14 protein-coding genes and 1 pseudogene are annotated in these 17,464 nt (G+C 71.8%); 6 read left to right on the top strand and 9 right to left on the bottom strand.

Annotated features, from left to right (window positions below):
- Positions 1-5 precede the first annotated feature (5 nt).
- Genes VG296_RS00120 through VG296_RS00095 form a run of 6 tightly spaced genes read left to right on the top strand, consistent with a single transcriptional unit; the run spans position 6 to position 6,000 of the window.
- Positions 6-521: an MSMEG_0572/Sll0783 family nitrogen starvation response protein gene (locus tag VG296_RS00120; RefSeq protein ID WP_325561665.1), complete on the top strand. Its 516-nt coding sequence runs from the start codon at positions 6-8 to the stop codon at positions 519-521.
- 42 nt (positions 522-563) lie between these two features.
- Positions 564-1,622: an MSMEG_0568 family radical SAM protein gene (locus tag VG296_RS00115; RefSeq protein WP_349259408.1), complete on the top strand. Its 1,059-nt coding sequence runs from the start codon at positions 564-566 to the stop codon at positions 1,620-1,622.
- A gap of 46 nt (positions 1,623-1,668) precedes the next feature.
- On the top strand, positions 1,669-3,060 hold the full coding sequence (locus tag VG296_RS00110; RefSeq protein WP_349259407.1) for an MSMEG_0567/sll0787 family protein: 1,392 nt from the start codon (positions 1,669-1,671) through the stop codon (positions 3,058-3,060).
- Positions 3,057-3,911: a carbon-nitrogen hydrolase family protein gene (locus VG296_RS00105; protein WP_325561659.1), complete on the top strand. Its 855-nt coding sequence runs from the start codon at positions 3,057-3,059 to the stop codon at positions 3,909-3,911. Before VG296_RS00110 ends, VG296_RS00105 begins: the two co-directional genes overlap by 4 nt.
- Complete coding sequence (locus VG296_RS00100) at positions 3,908-4,744, top strand: carbon-nitrogen hydrolase family protein (RefSeq protein ID WP_325561657.1); 837 nt, start codon at positions 3,908-3,910, stop codon at positions 4,742-4,744. The genes VG296_RS00105 and VG296_RS00100 overlap by 4 nt, the downstream gene beginning before the upstream one ends.
- Positions 4,741-6,000 carry an MSMEG_0565 family glycosyltransferase gene (locus tag VG296_RS00095; protein WP_349259402.1) on the top strand — a complete coding sequence of 420 codons (1,260 nt, stop codon included), beginning with the start codon at positions 4,741-4,743 and terminating at the stop codon, positions 5,998-6,000. Before VG296_RS00100 ends, VG296_RS00095 begins: the two co-directional genes overlap by 4 nt.
- Here the strand turns inward: VG296_RS00095 and solA are convergent.
- From solA to VG296_RS00050, 9 genes and pseudogenes are all read right to left on the bottom strand, one after another.
- A pseudogene (solA, locus tag VG296_RS00090) lies at positions 5,902-6,939 on the bottom strand (N-methyl-L-tryptophan oxidase); the annotation flags it as partial. The gene VG296_RS00095 and the pseudogene solA overlap by 99 nt on opposite strands.
- A gap of 41 nt (positions 6,940-6,980) precedes the next feature.
- On the bottom strand, positions 6,981-8,012 hold the full coding sequence (locus tag VG296_RS00085) for an iron-sulfur cluster-binding domain-containing protein (protein WP_325561653.1): 1,032 nt from the start codon (positions 8,010-8,012) through the stop codon (positions 6,981-6,983).
- Between the two features lie 2 nt (positions 8,013-8,014).
- A complete protein-coding gene (locus VG296_RS00080) occupies positions 8,015-9,274 on the bottom strand; it encodes an aromatic ring-hydroxylating dioxygenase subunit alpha (protein WP_325561651.1) in 1,260 nt (419 codons plus the stop codon).
- A gap of 17 nt (positions 9,275-9,291) precedes the next feature.
- Positions 9,292-9,948 carry a TetR/AcrR family transcriptional regulator gene (locus VG296_RS00075; protein WP_325561649.1) on the bottom strand — a complete coding sequence of 219 codons (657 nt, stop codon included), beginning with the start codon at positions 9,946-9,948 and terminating at the stop codon, positions 9,292-9,294.
- The gene (locus VG296_RS00070; RefSeq protein ID WP_349259406.1) at positions 9,945-11,933 is read right to left on the bottom strand and encodes a CocE/NonD family hydrolase; all 1,989 of its coding nucleotides are present in this window, start codon (positions 11,931-11,933) and stop codon (positions 9,945-9,947) included. Before VG296_RS00070 ends, VG296_RS00075 begins: the two co-directional genes overlap by 4 nt.
- A 29-nt stretch (positions 11,934-11,962) precedes the next feature.
- Complete coding sequence (locus VG296_RS00065; protein ID WP_325561645.1) at positions 11,963-14,011, bottom strand: dipeptide ABC transporter ATP-binding protein; 2,049 nt, start codon at positions 14,009-14,011, stop codon at positions 11,963-11,965.
- Positions 14,008-14,886: an ABC transporter permease gene (locus tag VG296_RS00060; protein WP_325561643.1), complete on the bottom strand. Its 879-nt coding sequence runs from the start codon at positions 14,884-14,886 to the stop codon at positions 14,008-14,010. Before VG296_RS00060 ends, VG296_RS00065 begins: the two co-directional genes overlap by 4 nt.
- On the bottom strand, positions 14,883-15,839 hold the full coding sequence (locus VG296_RS00055) for an ABC transporter permease (protein WP_349259405.1): 957 nt from the start codon (positions 15,837-15,839) through the stop codon (positions 14,883-14,885). The genes VG296_RS00060 and VG296_RS00055 overlap by 4 nt, the downstream gene beginning before the upstream one ends.
- Positions 15,840-15,853: 14 nt before the next feature.
- The gene (locus VG296_RS00050; protein WP_325561639.1) at positions 15,854-17,443 is read right to left on the bottom strand and encodes an ABC transporter substrate-binding protein; all 1,590 of its coding nucleotides are present in this window, start codon (positions 17,441-17,443) and stop codon (positions 15,854-15,856) included.
- Between the last annotated feature and the right edge of the window lie 21 nt (positions 17,444-17,464).

Below are 17,464 nucleotides of genomic sequence, written 5' to 3'. Positions count from 1 at the left end.
CGAACGTGACCGTCGAACTGTCCGACATCGAGAAGCAGTCCCTCACCGAGATCTCGCACCCCTCGCTGCCCGAGGGATCCACGATCTACGGCACCACGAAGGTCTTCCCCGACTACCAGGCCGAGGACGGCGAAACCTATTTCACGCTCGTGCACGGCATCGCGCACGAGTCCTCGGTCAGCTTCGTCGCCGTGCTGCAGGCCACCCGCGCGCTGCGCAAGGGCTTCGAGTCGGCGATCTACTTCTACGGCCCCGGCTCGCTCAACTGCCTGGCCACCCGCGGCTTCCCGACCACCGGGAACTCCGCGTTCCCGGGCGAGCACAACATCAACAACCAGCTCAAGACCTTCATCGCGGAGGGCGGCAAGGTCTACTGCTGCCGCTTCGGGCTCTCACTGCACGGCGCCCGCGAGGAGGACCTGATCGAGGGCGTCATCCCCACCCACCCGCTGGACGTGCAGGACGCGATCATCCACTACGCGCGCAAGGGCGCGATCATCAACTCCACCTACCAGCTCTAAAGGAGGCGCGACGTGAGCGTTGGCACCGAGTCTTCAAGCGCGGTGGACGTACGCATCCTGACCAGGGCCGAACTCGCGCTGCACGGCGTGCGCGCCGAGGTCCCGGTGCGGCGGCCGGACGGAGCCGGGCCCAGCGACGACGGGCACGTGCTGGTCGACGGTGCCAACGCCGCGTTGCCGAACAATCCGCAGAGCCCCTATTCGGTGCGCGAGGGGCGGGTCTGGCTCGGCGAGCAGGACACCGGCCTGACCCTCAGCCCGGTCAGCCGGCCCAGGTTCTACGACCTGAGCACGGCCGACGGCGTGCCGTACGAGCACATAGCCCGGCTGCACGGGGCGGACGTGCTGGCCACGACCGTCGTGCAGACCTGCATCCGATACGAGGAGCCCGAGCGCTGCCGCTTCTGCACGATCGAGGAGTCGCTGCGCGCCGGCGCGACGGTCGCCGCCAAGACTCCGGCGCAGCTCGCGGAGGTCGCCGAGGCCGCCGTGCGGCTCGACGGCGTGCGGCAGATGGTGATGACCACAGGTACGACGACCGGCCCCGACCGCGGGGCGCGAGCACTGGCCAGATCGGTGCGCGCGGTCCTCGAAGCGGTGCCCGGCCTGCCGATCCAGGTCCAGTGCGAGCCGCCCGGCGACCTGGCGTGGATCGGCGCTCTGTACGAGGCGGGTGCGACGTCGATCGGCATCCACGTCGAAGCGCTCGACGACGCGGTGCGCCGCCGCTGGATGCCGGGCAAGTCGCGGGTCCCGATGGCCGAGTACGAGGCCGCGTGGGATGAGGCGGTGCGCGTGTTCGGCCGCAACCGCGTATCCACATACTTGCTGGTCGGTCTCGGTGAGGACCCAGATGAACTCGTCGAGGGCGCCGGGCGGCTGATCGAACGCGGCGTGTACCCGTTCGTGGTGCCGTTCCGGCCGATGCGCGGCACCCTGGCCGCACGCGACGGTATCCCGGCTCCGAGCGCCGAATCGCTGCGCTACGTGACCGAGGGCGTCGCGGCGAAACTGCGCGCGGCCGGGATGACGGGCGCGGACCAGAAGGCCGGATGTGCGGCGTGCGGGGCGTGCAGCGTGCTGCAGAGTGCGGGAGGCTGAGGTGTACCTGGATGGCGGCTCGACCACGGTTGCCGCGGATCCGCCGATGGACATCCTGGCCCTGCTCGGCGATCGCAGCACTCTGGCACGTGTGCCGGACTTCCGGATCGAGCAGGCCGATGACGCGGCCTCCATCGCGGCCTATCGCGCCCTGCGGCGCGAGGTCTTCGTGCACGAACAGGAACTGTTCGACGGCCACGACCTCGATGCGCACGACGAGGATCCGCGCACGATCGCGCTCGTGGCACGGGAGCGGACCGGCCGGATCGTCGGCGGCGTGCGGCTCGGGCCGGTGCACGACGGACCGGATCTCGGCTGGTGGCAGGGCGGGCGGCTCGTCGTGGCGCCCGGCGCGCGCGGACCACGCGGACTCGGCGCCGCGCTGGTGCGTGCCGCGTGCGCCCGGGCCGAGTCCGAGGGCGTGCTGCGCTTCGAGGCGCACGTGCAGGCCCGCAACACGAACCTCTTCGCGCGTCTCGGCTGGCAGCGCGTGCACCCCCTCACGGTCGCGGGAACGCCGCATGTGCTGATGCGCTGGCCGATCGGGCGTATCAGCGCCCTTGCGGCGGCGACGAAGTCCCGGCTCGGCGCGGTGCTCGCCGCGCTCCCCCCGATCGGCGGCAGCGGCTTCGTCGGCGACGACGGTGCTCCCCTGCCGGGCACCGACGTCATCGCGGCCTGCGACGCGATCGTGCCCGCGATGGTCGAGCGCGATCCGGAGTGGGCGGGCTGGTGCGCGGTCCTCGTCAACGTCAACGACCTCGCGGCGATGGGCGCGCGGCCGATCGGCCTGCTCGACGCGCTCGGCGCCGCGGACGCACGGCAGGCGAGCCGCGTTCTCAGCGGGCTGTCACGCGCCGCGGAAGCCTACGGCGTGCCGGTGCTCGGCGGCCACACGCAGTTCGGCGTGCCCGCCGCGCTCTCGGTCACCGCGCTCGGCCGCACCGGGCATCCGGTCCCGGGCGGCGGCGGACGGCCGGGGCACGCGGTGAGCCTGACCGCCGACCTGCACGGCGGCTGGCGTCCCGGATATCGCGGCAGGCAGTGGGACTCCACCTCGCGGCGTTCCGCCGAGGATCTGCGTGCCATGATCGGCTCGGTCGCGGCGGCACGGCCCGCCGCGGCCAAGGACGTCTCGATGGCCGGGGTCGTCGGCACGCTGGGCATGCTCGCCGAGGCGAGCGGGTGCGCGGCGGTGCTGGATGTGGCCGCCGTACCCCGACCGGCGCAGGCGAGCATGGGCGACTGGCTCACCTGCTTCCCCGGCTTCGCGATGCTCACCGCCGACGCCCCGGACGCGCCACCGCTGCCCGCCGGCCCGGCCGTAGGCGCGCGCTGCGGGGTACTGACCGAAGGCAAGGGTGTCGGGCTGCGCTGGCCCGACGGAGAGATCACGGCCGCGCTCGACGGGCCGGTAACCGGAATGGGAAGCGCATGAGCACCCTGCGAATGGCGGCCGCGGCCGCCGAGTTCGGCCGCGACCTGGAGGAGGACTTCGCGATCGTCGAACGGCTCGTCAAGCAGGCCCGCGAGGACGAGGTCCGGCTGCTCGCGCTGCCCGAGGCCTGCCTCGGCGGCTACCTGCTCAGCCTGGACGACGACGCGGACCTGGACGCCGGACCGCCCGCGCTCGCCCTGGACGGTCCGGAGATCCGCCGCCTGGCCGGGCTCGCCGCGGAGATGACCGTCGTCGCGGGCTACTGCGAGGCCGCCGACGGCACCCGCTACAACAGCGTCGTCTGCGTGACCGGCGACGGGGTGCTCGGCAACCATCGCAAGGTGCACCAGCCGCTGAGCGAGGACGCCAGCTACTCCTCCGGCGACCGCTTCCACGCCTTCGACACCCCGGCCGGCCGGATCGGCATGATGATCTGCTACGACAAGGCCTTCCCCGAGTCCGCCCGCGCCCTGGCCCTCGACGGGGCCGAGATCGGGGTCTGCGTCTCGGCGTGGCCGGGCGCCCGCACCAACCCGGCCGCCGACCTGGCCGAAGACCGCTGGAAGCGGCGGTTCGATCTGTTCGACCGGGCCCGCGCGCTGGAGAACCAGATCATCTGGCTCTCGGCGAACCAGGCCGGCACCTTCGGGACGCTACGCTTCGTCGGCAGCGCCAAGGTCGTCGACCCCGGCGGCGAGATCCTGGCGGACACCGGCGTCGAGCCCGGCCTCGCGGTCGCGGAACTCGACGTCGCACGCGCCCTGGAGACCGCCCGCCGCTCCATGGGCCACCTGCGCGACCGGCGCCCGCAGATCTACACCTACGACGCAGGGGAAGCGGCAACCGCATGACCGGCATCCGGATCGCGGCCGCGGCCGCCCATTTCGGCCGCGACCTGGAATTCGACCTGGCCCGCATCGCCAAACTCATCGACGACGCCCGCGGCGAGGGCGCCGACCTGCTCGTGCTGCCCGACGCCGCCCTCGGCGGCTACCTCGCCGACCTGCGCCACCCCGACCCGGAAGCGCTGCCGCCCGCGCTGGAGCCGGACGACCCGCTCATCCACCGGGTGGCCAGGCTGGCCGCCGAGATGGTCGTCTGCCTCGGCTACTGCGAGGGCGGCGACGACGTCAACTACAACGCAGCTGTCTGCGTCAACGGCGACGGAGTGCTCGGCCGCCACCGCAAGGTGCACCTGCCCGCCGGGGAGATAGCCGCGTACGCGCCCGGCGACCGATTCGACGCCTTCGACACCCCGGTCGGGCGTATCGGGATGCTGATCGACTACGACAAGACCTTCCCCGAGTCCGCGCGCTCGCTGGCCCTGGACGGCGCGCAGATCCTCGCGTGCCTCTCCGCCTGGCCGACGAGCATCACCAACCGGGCGCCCCGGATGGCGCAGGACCGCCAGGCCAAGCTCTTCGACCTCTACGACCAGGCCCGCGCCGCGGAGAACCAGGTCGTGCTCGCCTCCTCCAACCAGACCGGCGCGATGGGCGGCATGCGCTTCCTCGGCCAGGCGAAGGTGGTCGGTCCCGGCGGAGACATCCTCGCCCGCACGTGGGCCAAGGCCGGACTCGCCGTCGCCGAGGTGGACGCGGCGAGCGAGATCGACCGCGCCCGACGCATCCTGCACCACCTCAACGAACGCCGGCCCGACGCGTACCGGGAGAAGCGCTCGTGAGGATCGCGCTGCTCTCCTACTCCACCAGGCCGCGCGGCGGCGTCGTGCACACGCTCGCCCTCGCCGAGGCTCTGGCCGCGCTCGGCGAGGACGTCACCGTGTGGTCCCTGGGCCGAGGCGGCGACGAAGAGTTCTTCCGGCCTGTCGATCCGGCCGTGCGCCTGCGCATCGTTCCCTTCCCAGAAGGTCCGTCGGACGAAGGCGTCGGGCCGCGCATCCTGCGTTCCATCGCAGTGCTGCGCGACGCCTTCGCCCCCGCCGCTGCCGAGTACGACGTCGTGCACGCCCAGGACTGCATCAGCGCCAACGCCGTCATGGCGAACGGCCGCTGCATGCGCACCGTCCACCACATCGACCACTTCACCACCCCCGAACTCGCCGCCTGCCACGAGCGCGCCATCGTCGAGCCCTACGCGCACCTGTGCGTCTCCCGCGCGGTGGCCGACGATCTCGCCGACGGCTGGGGCATCAAGGCCGAGGTCATCCCCAACGGGGTCGCCTACGAGCGCTTCGCCGACACCGACCCTTCCGCCCGCGCCGCGTGGCGCGACCGGCTCGGCCGCTTCGTACTCACCGTCGGCGGCATCGAGCCGCGCAAGGGCTCACTCGACCTGCTCGAGGCCTACGCGTTGCTGCGGGCCGGGCATCCCGACGTCAGCCTCGTGATCGCCGGCGGCGAGACCCTTTTCGACTACCGCGACTACCGCACCCGCTGGGAAGCCCGCGCTCGCGAGCTCGGCGTGCGGCCGATCGTCCTCGGCCCGGTCCCGCACGACGACCTGCCGCCGCTCGTCGCCGCCGCCGACGCGTTCGTCTTCCCGTCCGTCAAGGAGGGATTCGGCCTCGCCGCGATGGAGGCGCTGGCCGCGGGCACTCCGCTGGTCGTGCGCGACCTGCCGGTCCTGCGCGAAGTCTTCTCCCCCGCCGCCCGCTTCGCCGCGGACCCCGCCGGCCTCGCCGCCGAACTGCGCGCCGCGCTCAGCGTCGACGACCCCGCCCGCCAGGCCGCCGGGCGGAGCCTCGCGGCGCGCCACACCTGGACCGACGCGGCACGCCGCCACCTCGACTTCTACCGAGTTCATCCGACGGCCCCGTCACAGTCGGCCGGGGGCGAACAGGCCGATCGGCAGACGGGTCGCGCCGTCGCGGACGAGATCCGCGATGATCGTGCCGATGACGGGGACGAACTTGAATCCGTGGCCCGAAAAGCCCGCGGCCACCGTAACCTGCGGATGTCCCGGATGCCTGGCGAGTAGGAAGTTCTCGTCCGGGGTGGTGGTGTAGGTGCAGGCGAGGCCGCGCAGGTACCGCGCGGACAGTCCAGGTATGCGAGTGTTGAGATAGTCGCGCATCCGCTCGACCTCGTGCGGGTGGACGCGGCGGTCGAGGTCGTCGGGGTCGGCGCGCGAGCCGCCGCGGAAGAAGGCGATCTTCACGCCGTCCTCCGCCGCCCCGTAGGAGGGGAATCCGTACAGCTGCATGCCGGCGGCGTCCTCCCAGATGAATACGGGAAAGCGCGGCGCGCGGTACCGCTCGATCCCATCGCTCGGCGCGAACCAGAACAGCAGCTGGCGCTCCACGGCGAGGGACGGCGCGAACTCGGGCAGCAGTCGCGGGGCCCACGCGCCGGGAGCGATCACCAGCGAGCCGGCCGTGTACGTGCCGCCCTTGCTCGTGCGCACGGTGACGCCGCCGTCGTCGCCGTGGGCCTGCCAGTCGAGTACCTGCTCGTTGAAGTTCAGCGTCGCGCCATGCTTGGCCGCGCGATCGAGGTGCGCGAGGACGGTCTCCTCGGGGCGGACGTACCCGCCCAGCGGTTCGTGCAGGGCAACCGTGTCGTCGTCGACGGCGAACGCGGGGAATCGGCGGCGCAGGTCATGCGCGTCGAGGAGTTCGTGGGCGAGACCCCACTGCCGCGCGCTAGCGAGGCTGCCCGCGACCGCGGCGGCCGCAGGACGCCCGATCATCAGGCCGCCGGTGACCGTCAGGATGCCGGGCCGCTCGTGTTCGAGCTCGTCCCAGAGTTCGTAGGCGCGCAGCAGGAGCGGCACGTACGCCGGGTCCTCGAAGTAGGCCTGCCGGATGAGCCGGGTCTCGCCGTGGCTGGCGCCGCGGTCGTGGGCCGGGGTGAAGCGTTCGATGCCGAGCACGCGGCTGCCGCGGGCTGCGAGGTGCGCGGCGGCGGCGCTGCCCATGCCGCCCAGGCCGAGCACGATGACGTCGTATAGCTGCTCTGTCATGCGGCTACCACCAGGTCGGAGGTGGGACGGCTGCAGCACAGCAGGATCCGGCCCGCGGCGATCTCGCGGGGTCTGATGCCGCCGTTGTGCCGCATGTCGACGTCTCCTGATATCAGGGTGCTCTTGCAGGTGCCGCAGAGGCCCTGCGCGCAGGACGAGGGCAGCGCTAGCCCGGCGGCCGCCGCGGCGTCGAGGAGCGTCGTCTCCGGCGGACAGTCGACGGTGACGCCGTGGTCGCGGAATTCGACCCGGAAGCCACCGTTCGAGATGTCGGCCGCGGCCTCGGCGGACCGTGGCGCCGAGAAGCTGAAGCTCTCCTCGTGGAATCGCCCGGCAGCGCAGCCCAGCTCGGACGACGCCTTGCGTGCGGCCTCGCGGTAGGACGTCGGCCCGCAGGCGAGTACCTCGCGGGACGCGGCATCGGGGGCCAAGGTGGCCAGCGTCCGCGCGTCCAGGCGTGCGGACTCGTCCGAGCACAGATAGTGGACGCGCAGACCGGGCACGTGGCCGGCCATGTGGTCGAGTTCCTCGCGGTACGGGATCTCGGCCGCGTGCCGCTGGGAGTGTACGAGCACGACGTCGCGCGCGTCGCCGAGGTCGTACATCATCCGCAGCATGGACAGTGCCGGGGTGATCCCGCTGCCCGCTGTGAGCAGCAGGTACGCGGGCGCGGGATGCGCGGCCAGGATGAATTCGCCCTGCGGCGGGCCGATTCGGACCACCGTGCCGGGCGCGATCCCGCCGTCGTGCAGCCAGCGGGAGACGGCGCCGCCCTCGGCCCGCTTCACGGTGATGGCGATGCGCTCGGGCCGGGTGGGCGGTGAGGCGATGGTGTAGCAGCGGTGCACGGCCCGTCCGTCGATGTCGAACTCGATCGTGACGTACTGGCCCGCCTCGAATCGGACCATCGAGGGCTGACGTGGTGCGAGGACGACGGTCTTGATCTCGGGGGTGATGGAGCGGACCGCGCGGCAGACGAACTCGTCGTCGTCCGTGGCCGGATCCCAGGAGCGGTGCGGGCGGTCCACGCTCAGACCCCGGCCGCGGCCCGGTACTCGGCGAGCCGGTCGGCGTACCAGGTGCAGAAGGCGTCCACCTGGTACTCGGGGGCGAGGTACGGTCCCGGCACGTACGCCGGATCGCTGACACCGCGGTGCGCGCGGGCGACGAAGGTCCGGTCCTGGTCGTTGGTCAGCCGCCAGACGTGCGTGAGCGAGTCGAGCTCGTAGTCGCGTCCCTCGACGGCGTCCTTGTGCACGAGCCAGGTGGTGCGCAGCAGCGACTTGTCCGGGGCGATCGGCAGCACGGAGAAGGTCACGGCATGGTCGGCCAGCGCGTGGAACCAGGCGTTCGGCTGGACGTGCATGGACAGCCGTCCGAGCCGCGCGGTCGGGAAGTCGGCCAGCAGCTTCCGGCAGGCGCGGCGGCCGTCGGCGGTGAAGGACTCGCCGGCCATGTCCAGCGGCTCACGCTCGATGCGGAATCCGGTCTGCCGGGTGTCGAGCTGCTCGTTCGCCCTCCACAGCATGCCCAGCTCGTCGCAGGTGGCGGTGAACTCGCGGTGCGCGGCGGAGTAGCGCTCGAACGCCGGACGCAGCCTCGGGCTGATGTCCTCGGGCTGATAGCCGTAGACCGGGAACAGGGACTTGATGAGCTCGGGGTGGCCGCCGCAGTGGGTGCACTCGCGGTTGTTCTCCATCACCAGCTTCCAGTTGCCGTCCTCGATGATGTCGATCTGCGTCGCGACCTTCGCCTGCGCCAGCCGGTGCGGGGCGAGGTACGGGGACACCGTGGCCGCGTAGTCGTCGAAGTCGGCGGACGGCTCGGCGGCCAGGCAGATGAAGATCAGTCCGGCGACCGGGCGCACGTGGACCGGGCGCAGCGAGAGCGCGGCGCGGTCGAGGTCGGGACCGGAGGACTCGGCGTGCAGCAGGTGGCCCTCGGTGTCGTAGGTCCACTGGTGGTACGGGCAGACGATGTTGCCGGTGCTGCCGCTGCACGCGTCGAGCAGCCGCGAACCGCGGTGCCGGCAGACGTTGTGGAAGGCCCGCACGCTCATATCGTCGTCACGGATGAGGATCACCGAGCGCCGGCCGATGTCGACGGTGATGAAGTCCCCCGGTTCGGCGATCTCCGGTTCGGTGGCGACGAACAGCCAACTGCGGCCGAAGACGGCCTCCAGATCGGTGCGGTACGCCTCCTCGCCCGCGTACAGCGGCCCGGGCAGGCTGTGCCCGGGCGTGCGGACGACGGCGGCGAGGGCTCCGGGCGCGGTCTCGGTCGTGGTCACTGCTTGAGCTCTCCGTATCAGGGTGTGGTGAAAAGGTGGCGGTCCACCCAGCCGTGCAGGTACGCGCGGGCCTGGGCCGGGCCGACCTTCGAACCCGGCAGGTAGGCCTGGACCGCGAGTCCGTCGAAGGCGACCAGGAAGTCGGCCAGCACGAGGTCGAGGTCGCGGAGCCGGAACTCGCCGCTCTCGACGCCGCGGGCGAGGACCTTCCGCACGTCGGTGCGCCACTGCTCGTACGCCGTCTCCTGCCACTGCGCGTGCGCCGCGTCGTGCGCCGACAGGCTCCAGAAGTCCAACCAGAGCCGCCAGTGCTGCGCGGTGCGCAGGTCGTCGGCGAAGAAGCCGTCGACCAGGGCCCGCATTCCGCTGGCGGCGTCCGCGGCGGCGTGGGCGCGCTCGGCGATCGGCAGGTAGAAGGAGTCCATCTCGCCCTGCAGCACGTGCGCGAGGATCTCCGCGATGCCGCTGCTGAAGTGGTAGGTCACCGTGCCGAGCGAGACGGCCGCGGCGGTGGCGATGTCGCGCATGGTGGTGGCGAACGGGCCGCGCTCGGCGATCACGCCGCGGGCCGCCTCGACGATCAGCCCGCGGCGGATCTCAGTGGGCTGACGCTGACGTTCCCCGGCGGTCTTGGCTCGGGCGGGACGCGACGGGGACGGAGTCTGCTGAGTCATGGCGCAAGGCTCTCAGACCGCGGGATGCGCCGTGTCCAGGTCCGCTGGGCCACCGGCTCGCCGTTGAGCGTCGCGCGCAGTTCGTGCGCGGTGACGAAGTCGCCCGCGTCCACCGACATCCTGGCCTTGACATCAATGCCGACGTCCCAGTCGTCGTCCGGCCGCCGGATCCGGATCGACCACTCCGAGCCGCAGTTCGCGCTCGCCGGATCGTGCGCGCGGATCGAGTACGTCTCGCGGGTGGCCGTGTCGAACTCCAGGCCGTCCGGGTACGTGCGGGTGCCGCCGTAGTTCGGGTCCACGATCAGCCGCCACTCCCCCGTCTCGGGGTTGTACCGCACCTCGCGTTCGGCGGCCGACGAGGCGCCGTGGAAGGCCACCTCGAGCGGCGGGGCCTGCTCGGGGGGCTCGAAGCGCACCGGCTCGGACGGGGCGTCCGGGGCGCGGACCGGGAGCGTCAGGTCACTGCCTTCAGGGTGCAGATGCACGTCGGCGGTCTCGGGATAGGGCCACACCCACGGCCAATAGCTGGTCGAGACCGCGAGCCGGATGCGGTGTCCCGGCGGGAACTCCCAGGCGATGGCGGACATCGGCACGCGCAGGTCCATCGGCTCGCCGGGCACGACCTCGACGCCACGGTTCATCCCGGCGCGGCGGCGCAGGTCGAGGGCGCCGCGGGTGACGAGCGTGGACGAGCCGTCGGGGGCGACATCGCAGAGCCTGACGATCACGTTCGCCGACCCGCTCGCCGTGATCCGCAGCCCGGCCTCGGGCAGGCCGAGGATCGCGACGTGCGCGGTCAGCGGCGCGGTGTCGAAGCAGACCGAGCGGCCGTCCTCCTCGCGCTGGTCCGGCGGCAGGTCGGCGGGATTGCCGAAGGGGAAGAACCGTCCGGCGTCGATGCCGCAGTGCTGCGGGGTCGCGACGGGGATCGGGGCGGAGCCGGCGGCGTCGCGGCAGAGCGTCGTGTCGAGCGGGGTGCGCAGCGGCGCGACGTTCGGCGAGGGCCAGGACGGTTCGGTGACCCACCGGCCCGGGTGTTCGGCGTAGCGGGTCGCGGGCCGGACCGAGTCCTGCATCCACGAGCGCAGCGCCGGATCGTTCTCCACTCCGGTCGGTTCGTCCTTGAGCCAGCGGTCCCACCAGCGCAGCGTCTCCTGCAGGAAGCCGATCGCCGGACCGGGCTCGGCCTGGATGTCCGGGTACTGATGAGCCCAGGGGCCCACGATGCCCTTCGCCGGGCCGGGGAGGTTCTGCAGCAGCCGGAAGACGGTGTTGCGGTACGGATCCGCCCAGCCGCCGACCGCCAGGACCGCGGCCCTGATCGCGCCGTAGTCCTCGCACACGCTGCCGTGCCGCCAGTAGTCGTCACGCTCCTGGTGTGCGAGCCAGGTGTCGAGAAGTGGTTCGAGGGCGTCGAGCCGCTGCGTCCACAGGTCCTTCCAGCGTTCGCCGAGGCGTGCCGGGTCCGGCGGGCGCGCGGTGAAGGCGAGCATCGTGGTCGCCCAGCCGAGCATGTCCACGCCGAGGACCGCCCCGCCGAAGTAGTGCACGTCGTCGGCATAGCGGTCGTCCGTGGAGCAGACCGTGACAATGGCCTTCAACGCCTCGGGGGCGAGCGCGGCGACCTGCAGCGAGTTGAAGCCGCCCCAGGAGATGCCGAACATGCCGACGGAGCCCGTGCACCAGGGCTGGGCCGCGAGCCATTCGACGACCTCGACCCCGTCGGCGAGTTCCTGCTCGGTGTACTCGTCGGCCATGGTGCCCTCGGAGTCGCCGGAGCCGCGCAGGTCCACGCGTACTGACGCGTAGCCGTGCGCCGCGTACCAAGGGTGTCGCTGGGCGTCGCGAGGCGCGGTCCAGTCGCCCTTGCGGTACGGCAGATACTCGAGCAGCGCGGGAACCGGTTCGTCGGTCAGCGGACGCCAGATGCGCGCGGAGAGATTCACTCCGTCGGACATCTTGATCAGGACGTGGTCCTGCATCCGCACCTCGGCCACGTCGCTCACGTCGTTCACGGACGCGCTCCGATCTCGACGGGCACGTGGCAACGGATGCGATGTCCCTCGCCGAGTTCCTGCCAGGGCGGCGTCTCACGGTCGCAGAGCCCGTCGATGTGCTCGGCGCAGCGGTTGCGGAACGCGCAGCCTGCCGCGGGAGGCGCGCTCTCCGGCTCGCCGTCCGAGCCGGTCAGCTGCTCGTGCGCTCCGGGTTCGGTGGCCAGCGCCGAGTCCATCAGCAGTCGAGTGTACGGGTGGTTCGTCTCGCCGAAGACGCGCTCGATCGGCCCTTCCTCGCAGACCCGGCCGAGGTAGAGCACGACGACGCGGTCGGCGAGCGCGCGCACCACGGCCAGGTCGTGGCTGATGAACAGGTAGCCGAGTTCATGCTCGTCGCGCAGGTCGTCGAGCAGCCGGAGCACGGAGGCCTGCAGGGAGACATCGAGGGCTGATACGACCTCGTCGGCCAGCACGAGCGCCGGCCCGCCGGCGAGCGCCCGGGCGATGCCGACGCGCTGCTGCTGGCCGCCCGAAAGCTGCGCCGGAAAGCGATCGGCGTGACCGGGTTCGAGCCCGACGTCCGCGAACACCCGGTCCCGCTCCTCGCGGGCCTGCTCGCCGCGCAGCCCGCGCAGGCGCAGCGGGCGCAGCACGGCGTCGCCGACGGTGCGGCGCGGATTGAGCGAGGTGCCGGCGTTCTGGAAGACGAGCTGCACCTTGCGGCGTGCCGCCGGGTCGCGGCGCGCGGCGCTCCTGGTGAGATCGGCGGGTGCCTCGGCGTTCTCCTCCGAGCCGCGCAGGACGATCTCGCCGGACGTCGGCCGGCGCAGCCCGGCGATCGTCCACGCGATGGTGGACTTGCCGCTGCCGCTCTCCCCGACCAGCGCGACGACCTCGCCGCGACGCACCGTGAGATCCACGTCGTGCACGGTCGGTCCGGTCCGCGGGTCCGGTCGGCGCCGGTAGTCGACTGTCAGGCCCTTGATCTGAAGCAGCGGCTCGTCGAGCTCGCGCGGCTGCGGCGGACGGACTCGAGCCTCCCAGGCGGGCGCGGCGAGCACCTCGGATTGACGCAGGCAGGCGGAGAACCGAGGCGTGTCCGCGGCGGCGCCGTCGACGACCGGCGCGAGTCGCGGCGCGGCGCCCGTGGTGCACGCGTCCTGCGCGAACTCGCAGCGCGGTGCGAACGCGCAGCCGGAGGCCTCCTGCGCGTCGGCCACCGAGCCGGGCATCCCGGCCGGCAGTCCGGGCACGGCGATCCGTGCGACGCTGGACAGCAGGCCTCGGGTATACGGATGCGCGGGAAGCCGGAACGCGGCCCGCGTATCGCCGGTCTCGACGACCCGGCCCGCGTACATCACGGCGATGCGCTCACAGACCGCTGACACGGCACCGAGGTCGTGGCTGACCATCACGAGGGAGATGCCGAGTGCCGCGCGCAGGCTGCCGAACAGCGCGAGAACACCGGCCTGGGTCACGACGTCGAGCCCGGTGGTCGGTTCGTCGAGTACGAGCAGGCGCGGCTGCCCGGCGAGCGCGAGGGCGACGGCGACGCGCTGCTGCTGGCCGCCGGACAGCTGGTGCGGGTAGCGGTCGACGAGCTTGTCCGGCTCGGGCAGGCGGACCTGGGCGAGCAGCCGGACGGCTTCTGCGCGCGCGCCGCGCTTGTCCATTCCGCGCGTCGCCCGCAGCACCTCGCCGACCTGCGCGCCGACCCGCATCGACGGGGTGAGCGAGTGCCCGGCGTTCTGCGGCACGAAGCCGATCTGCTGCCGGCGCAGAGTCCTGACGGTCCGCGCGTCGCCCGCGAGGATGTCCCGGCCGGCGATCCGCACGCTGCCTCCGGTCACCCGGGAGCCGCCGCGCAGCTGCCCGACCAGCGCCGAGGCCAGGGTTGACTTGCCGCAGCCGGACTCGCCGACGACCGCCAACGCCTCGCCCGCGCGCAGGCTCAGCGACACGTCGCGCAGCACCGGGATCTCGCGCCCGCCGTGGCGGTAGGCGATCGACAGGCCGCTGACCTCGGCGAGGACTCCGGTGCGTTCCTCGGTGACGACGCTCATCGCAGTCCTCCGGTGATCCGGTCGATGCCGCGCGCCTTCGCGAAGCCGTCGGCGGCCAGGTTGAGCCCGACGATGAGCGTGGCGAGCGCGACGATGGGGGCGATCGTGGCCAGCGGCACGACCGTCAGCAGGCTGCGGTTCTCCGAGACCATCAGGCCCCAGTCGGGCGTCGGCGGGTTGGCGCCGAAGCCGAGGAACGACAGGGAGCTGACGAGCAGCATGATCCACGAGGCGCGCATGGCGAACTCGACGAGCACCACGTCGAGGATGTTCGGCCAGATCTCCCTGGCCATGATCGGCCAGAAGCCCTCGCCGCGGGCGCGCGCCGCGGTCACGTAGTCGAGGCCGACGACGGACAGCGCCGCGGCGCGCACCACGCGGATCAGCGCCGGGCAGTAGACGATGGTGGCCGCGAGGATGATCACCGGCGCGCCGGAGCCGAGCGCGGTGACGACCACCAGCAGCGCGAGGATCGCCGGAACCGAGAGCACCGAGTCGAGGATCCGCATCAGCACCTCGTCGAACCAGCCGCGCCGGTAGGCGGTCAGGCAGCCGAGGACCGTGCCGAACACGACGGTGAGCACCGCGGCGCTCAGGCTGATGAGCATCGCGTACCGACCGCCGTACAGCACCCGGGAGAGCACGTCGCGGCCGAGCTGATCGGTGCCGAGCCAGTGCGCGGAGGACGAGCCCTCGATGGCGTCGAGCGCACTCGGCTGGGTCGGCGGATAGGGGGCCAGCAGCGGCGCGGCCAGCGCCACGACCACGTTGAGCCCGACCAGGAACAGGCCGGCGAGCAGGCTCGGCCGGGTGGGCAGGGCGATGCGGCGCGCGCGGGTACGCGCATTGCTCGCATGCACAGTGAGATTCGTCATCCGGCACGTCCCGGGGTGCGCAGCCGCGGGTTGAGGTAGACCGAGGCGAGGTCGGCCAGCAGGTTGCACACGACGAAGGTCGCGGCGCCGAACACGGCGATGAACTGCAGCAGCGGCAGATCGCGGTTGTGCACGGCCTGGATCATCAGGGTCCCGATTCCGGGATAGTTGAAGACGCTCTCGACCACCACCACGCCGCCGACCAGCCAGGCGATGTTGACGGCGATGACGTTGAGGGTCGGCAGCAGCGCGTTCGGCAGCGCGTGCCGGAACAGCACCCGGCGAGACGACAGGCCGCGGATCCGGGCCAGCGTCACGTACTCGGCGGACAGCACGTCGATCACGCTGGTTCGCATCATCCTGATGATGTAGGCGGCCATGACCACGGTCAGCGACGCGGCGGGCAGCCATACGGCCGGCAGCAGCTGGCCGATCGAGGCGGTCGGCCCCGCCGTGACGACGGCCGGGAACCACTGCAGGTCGATCGCGAAGCCGAGCACGAGCACCGTGGCCACGGTGAACTCCGGCACGCTCATGCCGAGCAGCGCGAAGCCGGAGATCGCCAGGTCCGGCCAGCGGTCCCGGGTCAGGCCCGCGACCACGCCGAGCACCAGCGAGAGGGTGATCCCGGCGAGGATCACGATCCCGGCCAGCAGCGCCGTGTTCCGCAGATAGCCGCCCGCCTCGCTCAGCACCGGCTGGCCGGAGACCAGGGAGCGGCCGAAATCTCCGTGCACGGCGCCGCCGAGCCAGTCCAGGTAGCGCCGCCAGGCCGGGCGGTCCAGGCCCAGCGACGCGTCGAGCCGCGCCACGGCCGCGGGCGTGGCGTTCTGACCGAGCAGCTGCTGCGCCAGGTTGCCCGGCAGGGCCTGGAGCGCGACGAAGACCAGGAGCGTCGCGAGCCACACGGTCAGCACCGAGTACGCGAGCCTGCGTCCGATCGTCTTCAGCAGCATGGTCGTCCCGGTCACGCCGCGAAGCCGATGTGCAGGTAGTCGAATTCGAAGCCGTATTCCTTGTAGTTGACGACCTTCTTGCTCAGCCCGGTCGTGCGATCCGCGAAGAAGGGCACGATCGAACCGCTGCGGTCGACGAGGATCTTCTGCGCGTCCTGATAGTGCTGCTTGCGCTTGGCGGCGTCGGACTCCTTGCGCGCGGCGTCGAGGACCGAGCCGAACTGGGCGTCGGACCAGGTGGTCTCGTTGTACGAGGAGCCCGCGCGGAAGATCTGGTTGAGCAGCTGGTCGACCGGGCGGCCGGTGTACCAGTACGAGACGCAGAACGGCTTCTGCATCCACACGTCCGTGAAGTACGAGTCCGCCGACGCCGTCTGGATACTGATGTTCAGCCCGGCGTTCTTGACCGAGGACTGATACGCGAGCGCCAGCGGGGTGAGCACCGCGTCGTAGCTGGAGGTGTAGAGCTGCTGCGTGGCGGACAGTCCGGCCGTCTTGAGCAGCGACTTGGCCTTGTCCGGGTCCGGGGCGACCTTGTAGTCGAGGTAGTTGGCGTCGGACGGAGGCACCGGGTTGTTGTTGGCGACGGTCCCGCGGCCGTGCAGCGCGAGGTCGAGCAGATCCGTGGGCTGATACGCGATCTTGAAGGCCTCGCGCACGTTGACGTCGGTGAAGGGGGAGGCCTTGGTGAGCATCGGCATCACGTACCACTCGGCGTTCTTCACGGTCGCGGTGGTCGCGATACTGGAGGCCGTGACCGTCTTGCTGGTCGCGTAGTCGATGTTGGTCTGCGCGATGAGATCGACCTGCCCGGCGAGCAACGCGTTGACACGGGCCTGGATGTCGGCGATCGCGGTGAACACGATCGAGTCGAGGATCGGGGCTCCGCCGAAGTGGTTCTTGTTCGCCAGGACCGTGCCCTGCCCGGCGGGCACGAAGGACTTGAGCTTGAACGGGCCGGTGCCGATGCCGGTGCTGCCGATCGTCTTGGCCGAGCCGTCCGGGATGACGTAGCAGTTGTAGTTCATCAGCAGGCTGGGGAACTCGGCGTTCGGAGAGCTCAGCTTGACCACGAGGGTGCCGGCGTCCGGGGTGGATATGCCCGAGGCGGACAGGAACGGCGAGAGGACGGCCGCCTGCGGCGACTCGATCTTGGGGTCGAGGATGTGCGCGAGCGTGTACGCGGCGTCGGCGGAGGTGAAGGCCTTGCCGTTGTGGAAGGTCACGCCCTTGCGCAGGGCGAAGGTCCAGGTCGTGCTGTCCGCGCTGGACTCCCAGGAGGTGGCCAGGTCCGGCAGCACGGAGCCGTCCTCGGCCTGCTTCACGAGGCGGTTGTAGAGCGCGCCGAGGTATTCGTAGGCGGAGAGCGAGCTGGCCGGGTCGAGCGATTCGGCGCTGGAGGCCGGCGGCCGCGCGATGCGCATCGAGCCGCCCTTGGCCGCGGTGCCGGTGGACGCGGTGGCCTCGGCGCTCGCGCCCGAGCTCGCGGAACCGCAGGCCGCGAGGCCGAGGCCGAGCGGGGCGGCGATCGCCGCGGCGCCGAGCAGCGTCCGCCGGGAGAGCCCTGACCCGCGTCCTGGCCCGTCCGCCGCACCATTCATCAGAACATTGTTGTCAATATC

Source organism: Actinospica sp., assembly GCF_035552695.1.
Taxonomy (GTDB): Bacteria; Actinomycetota; Actinomycetes; order Streptomycetales; family Catenulisporaceae; genus Actinospica.
This window is presented reverse-complemented; position numbering and strand designations above follow the sequence as displayed.

Bases quoted from the DNA above. Each gene is read 5' to 3' on its own strand.
- VG296_RS00110 (WP_349259407.1), top strand. From the start codon at position 1,669: ATGGACATCCTGGCCCTGCTCGGCGATCGCAGCACTCTGGCACGTGTG.
- VG296_RS00105 (WP_325561659.1), top strand. From the start codon at position 3,057: ATGAGCACCCTGCGAATGGCGGCCGCGGCCGCCGAGTTCGGCCGCGAC.
- VG296_RS00100 (WP_325561657.1), top strand. From the start codon at position 3,908: ATGACCGGCATCCGGATCGCGGCCGCGGCCGCCCATTTCGGCCGCGAC.
- VG296_RS00075 (WP_325561649.1), bottom strand. From the start codon at position 9,948: ATGACTCAGCAGACTCCGTCCCCGTCGCGTCCCGCCCGAGCCAAGACC.
- VG296_RS00070 (WP_349259406.1), bottom strand. From the start codon at position 11,933: ATGCAGGACCACGTCCTGATCAAGATGTCCGACGGAGTGAATCTCTCC.
- VG296_RS00065 (WP_325561645.1), bottom strand. From the start codon at position 14,011: ATGAGCGTCGTCACCGAGGAACGCACCGGAGTCCTCGCCGAGGTCAGC.
- VG296_RS00060 (WP_325561643.1), bottom strand. From the start codon at position 14,886: ATGACGAATCTCACTGTGCATGCGAGCAATGCGCGTACCCGCGCGCGC.
- VG296_RS00050 (WP_325561639.1), bottom strand. From the start codon at position 17,443: ATGAATGGTGCGGCGGACGGGCCAGGACGCGGGTCAGGGCTCTCCCGG.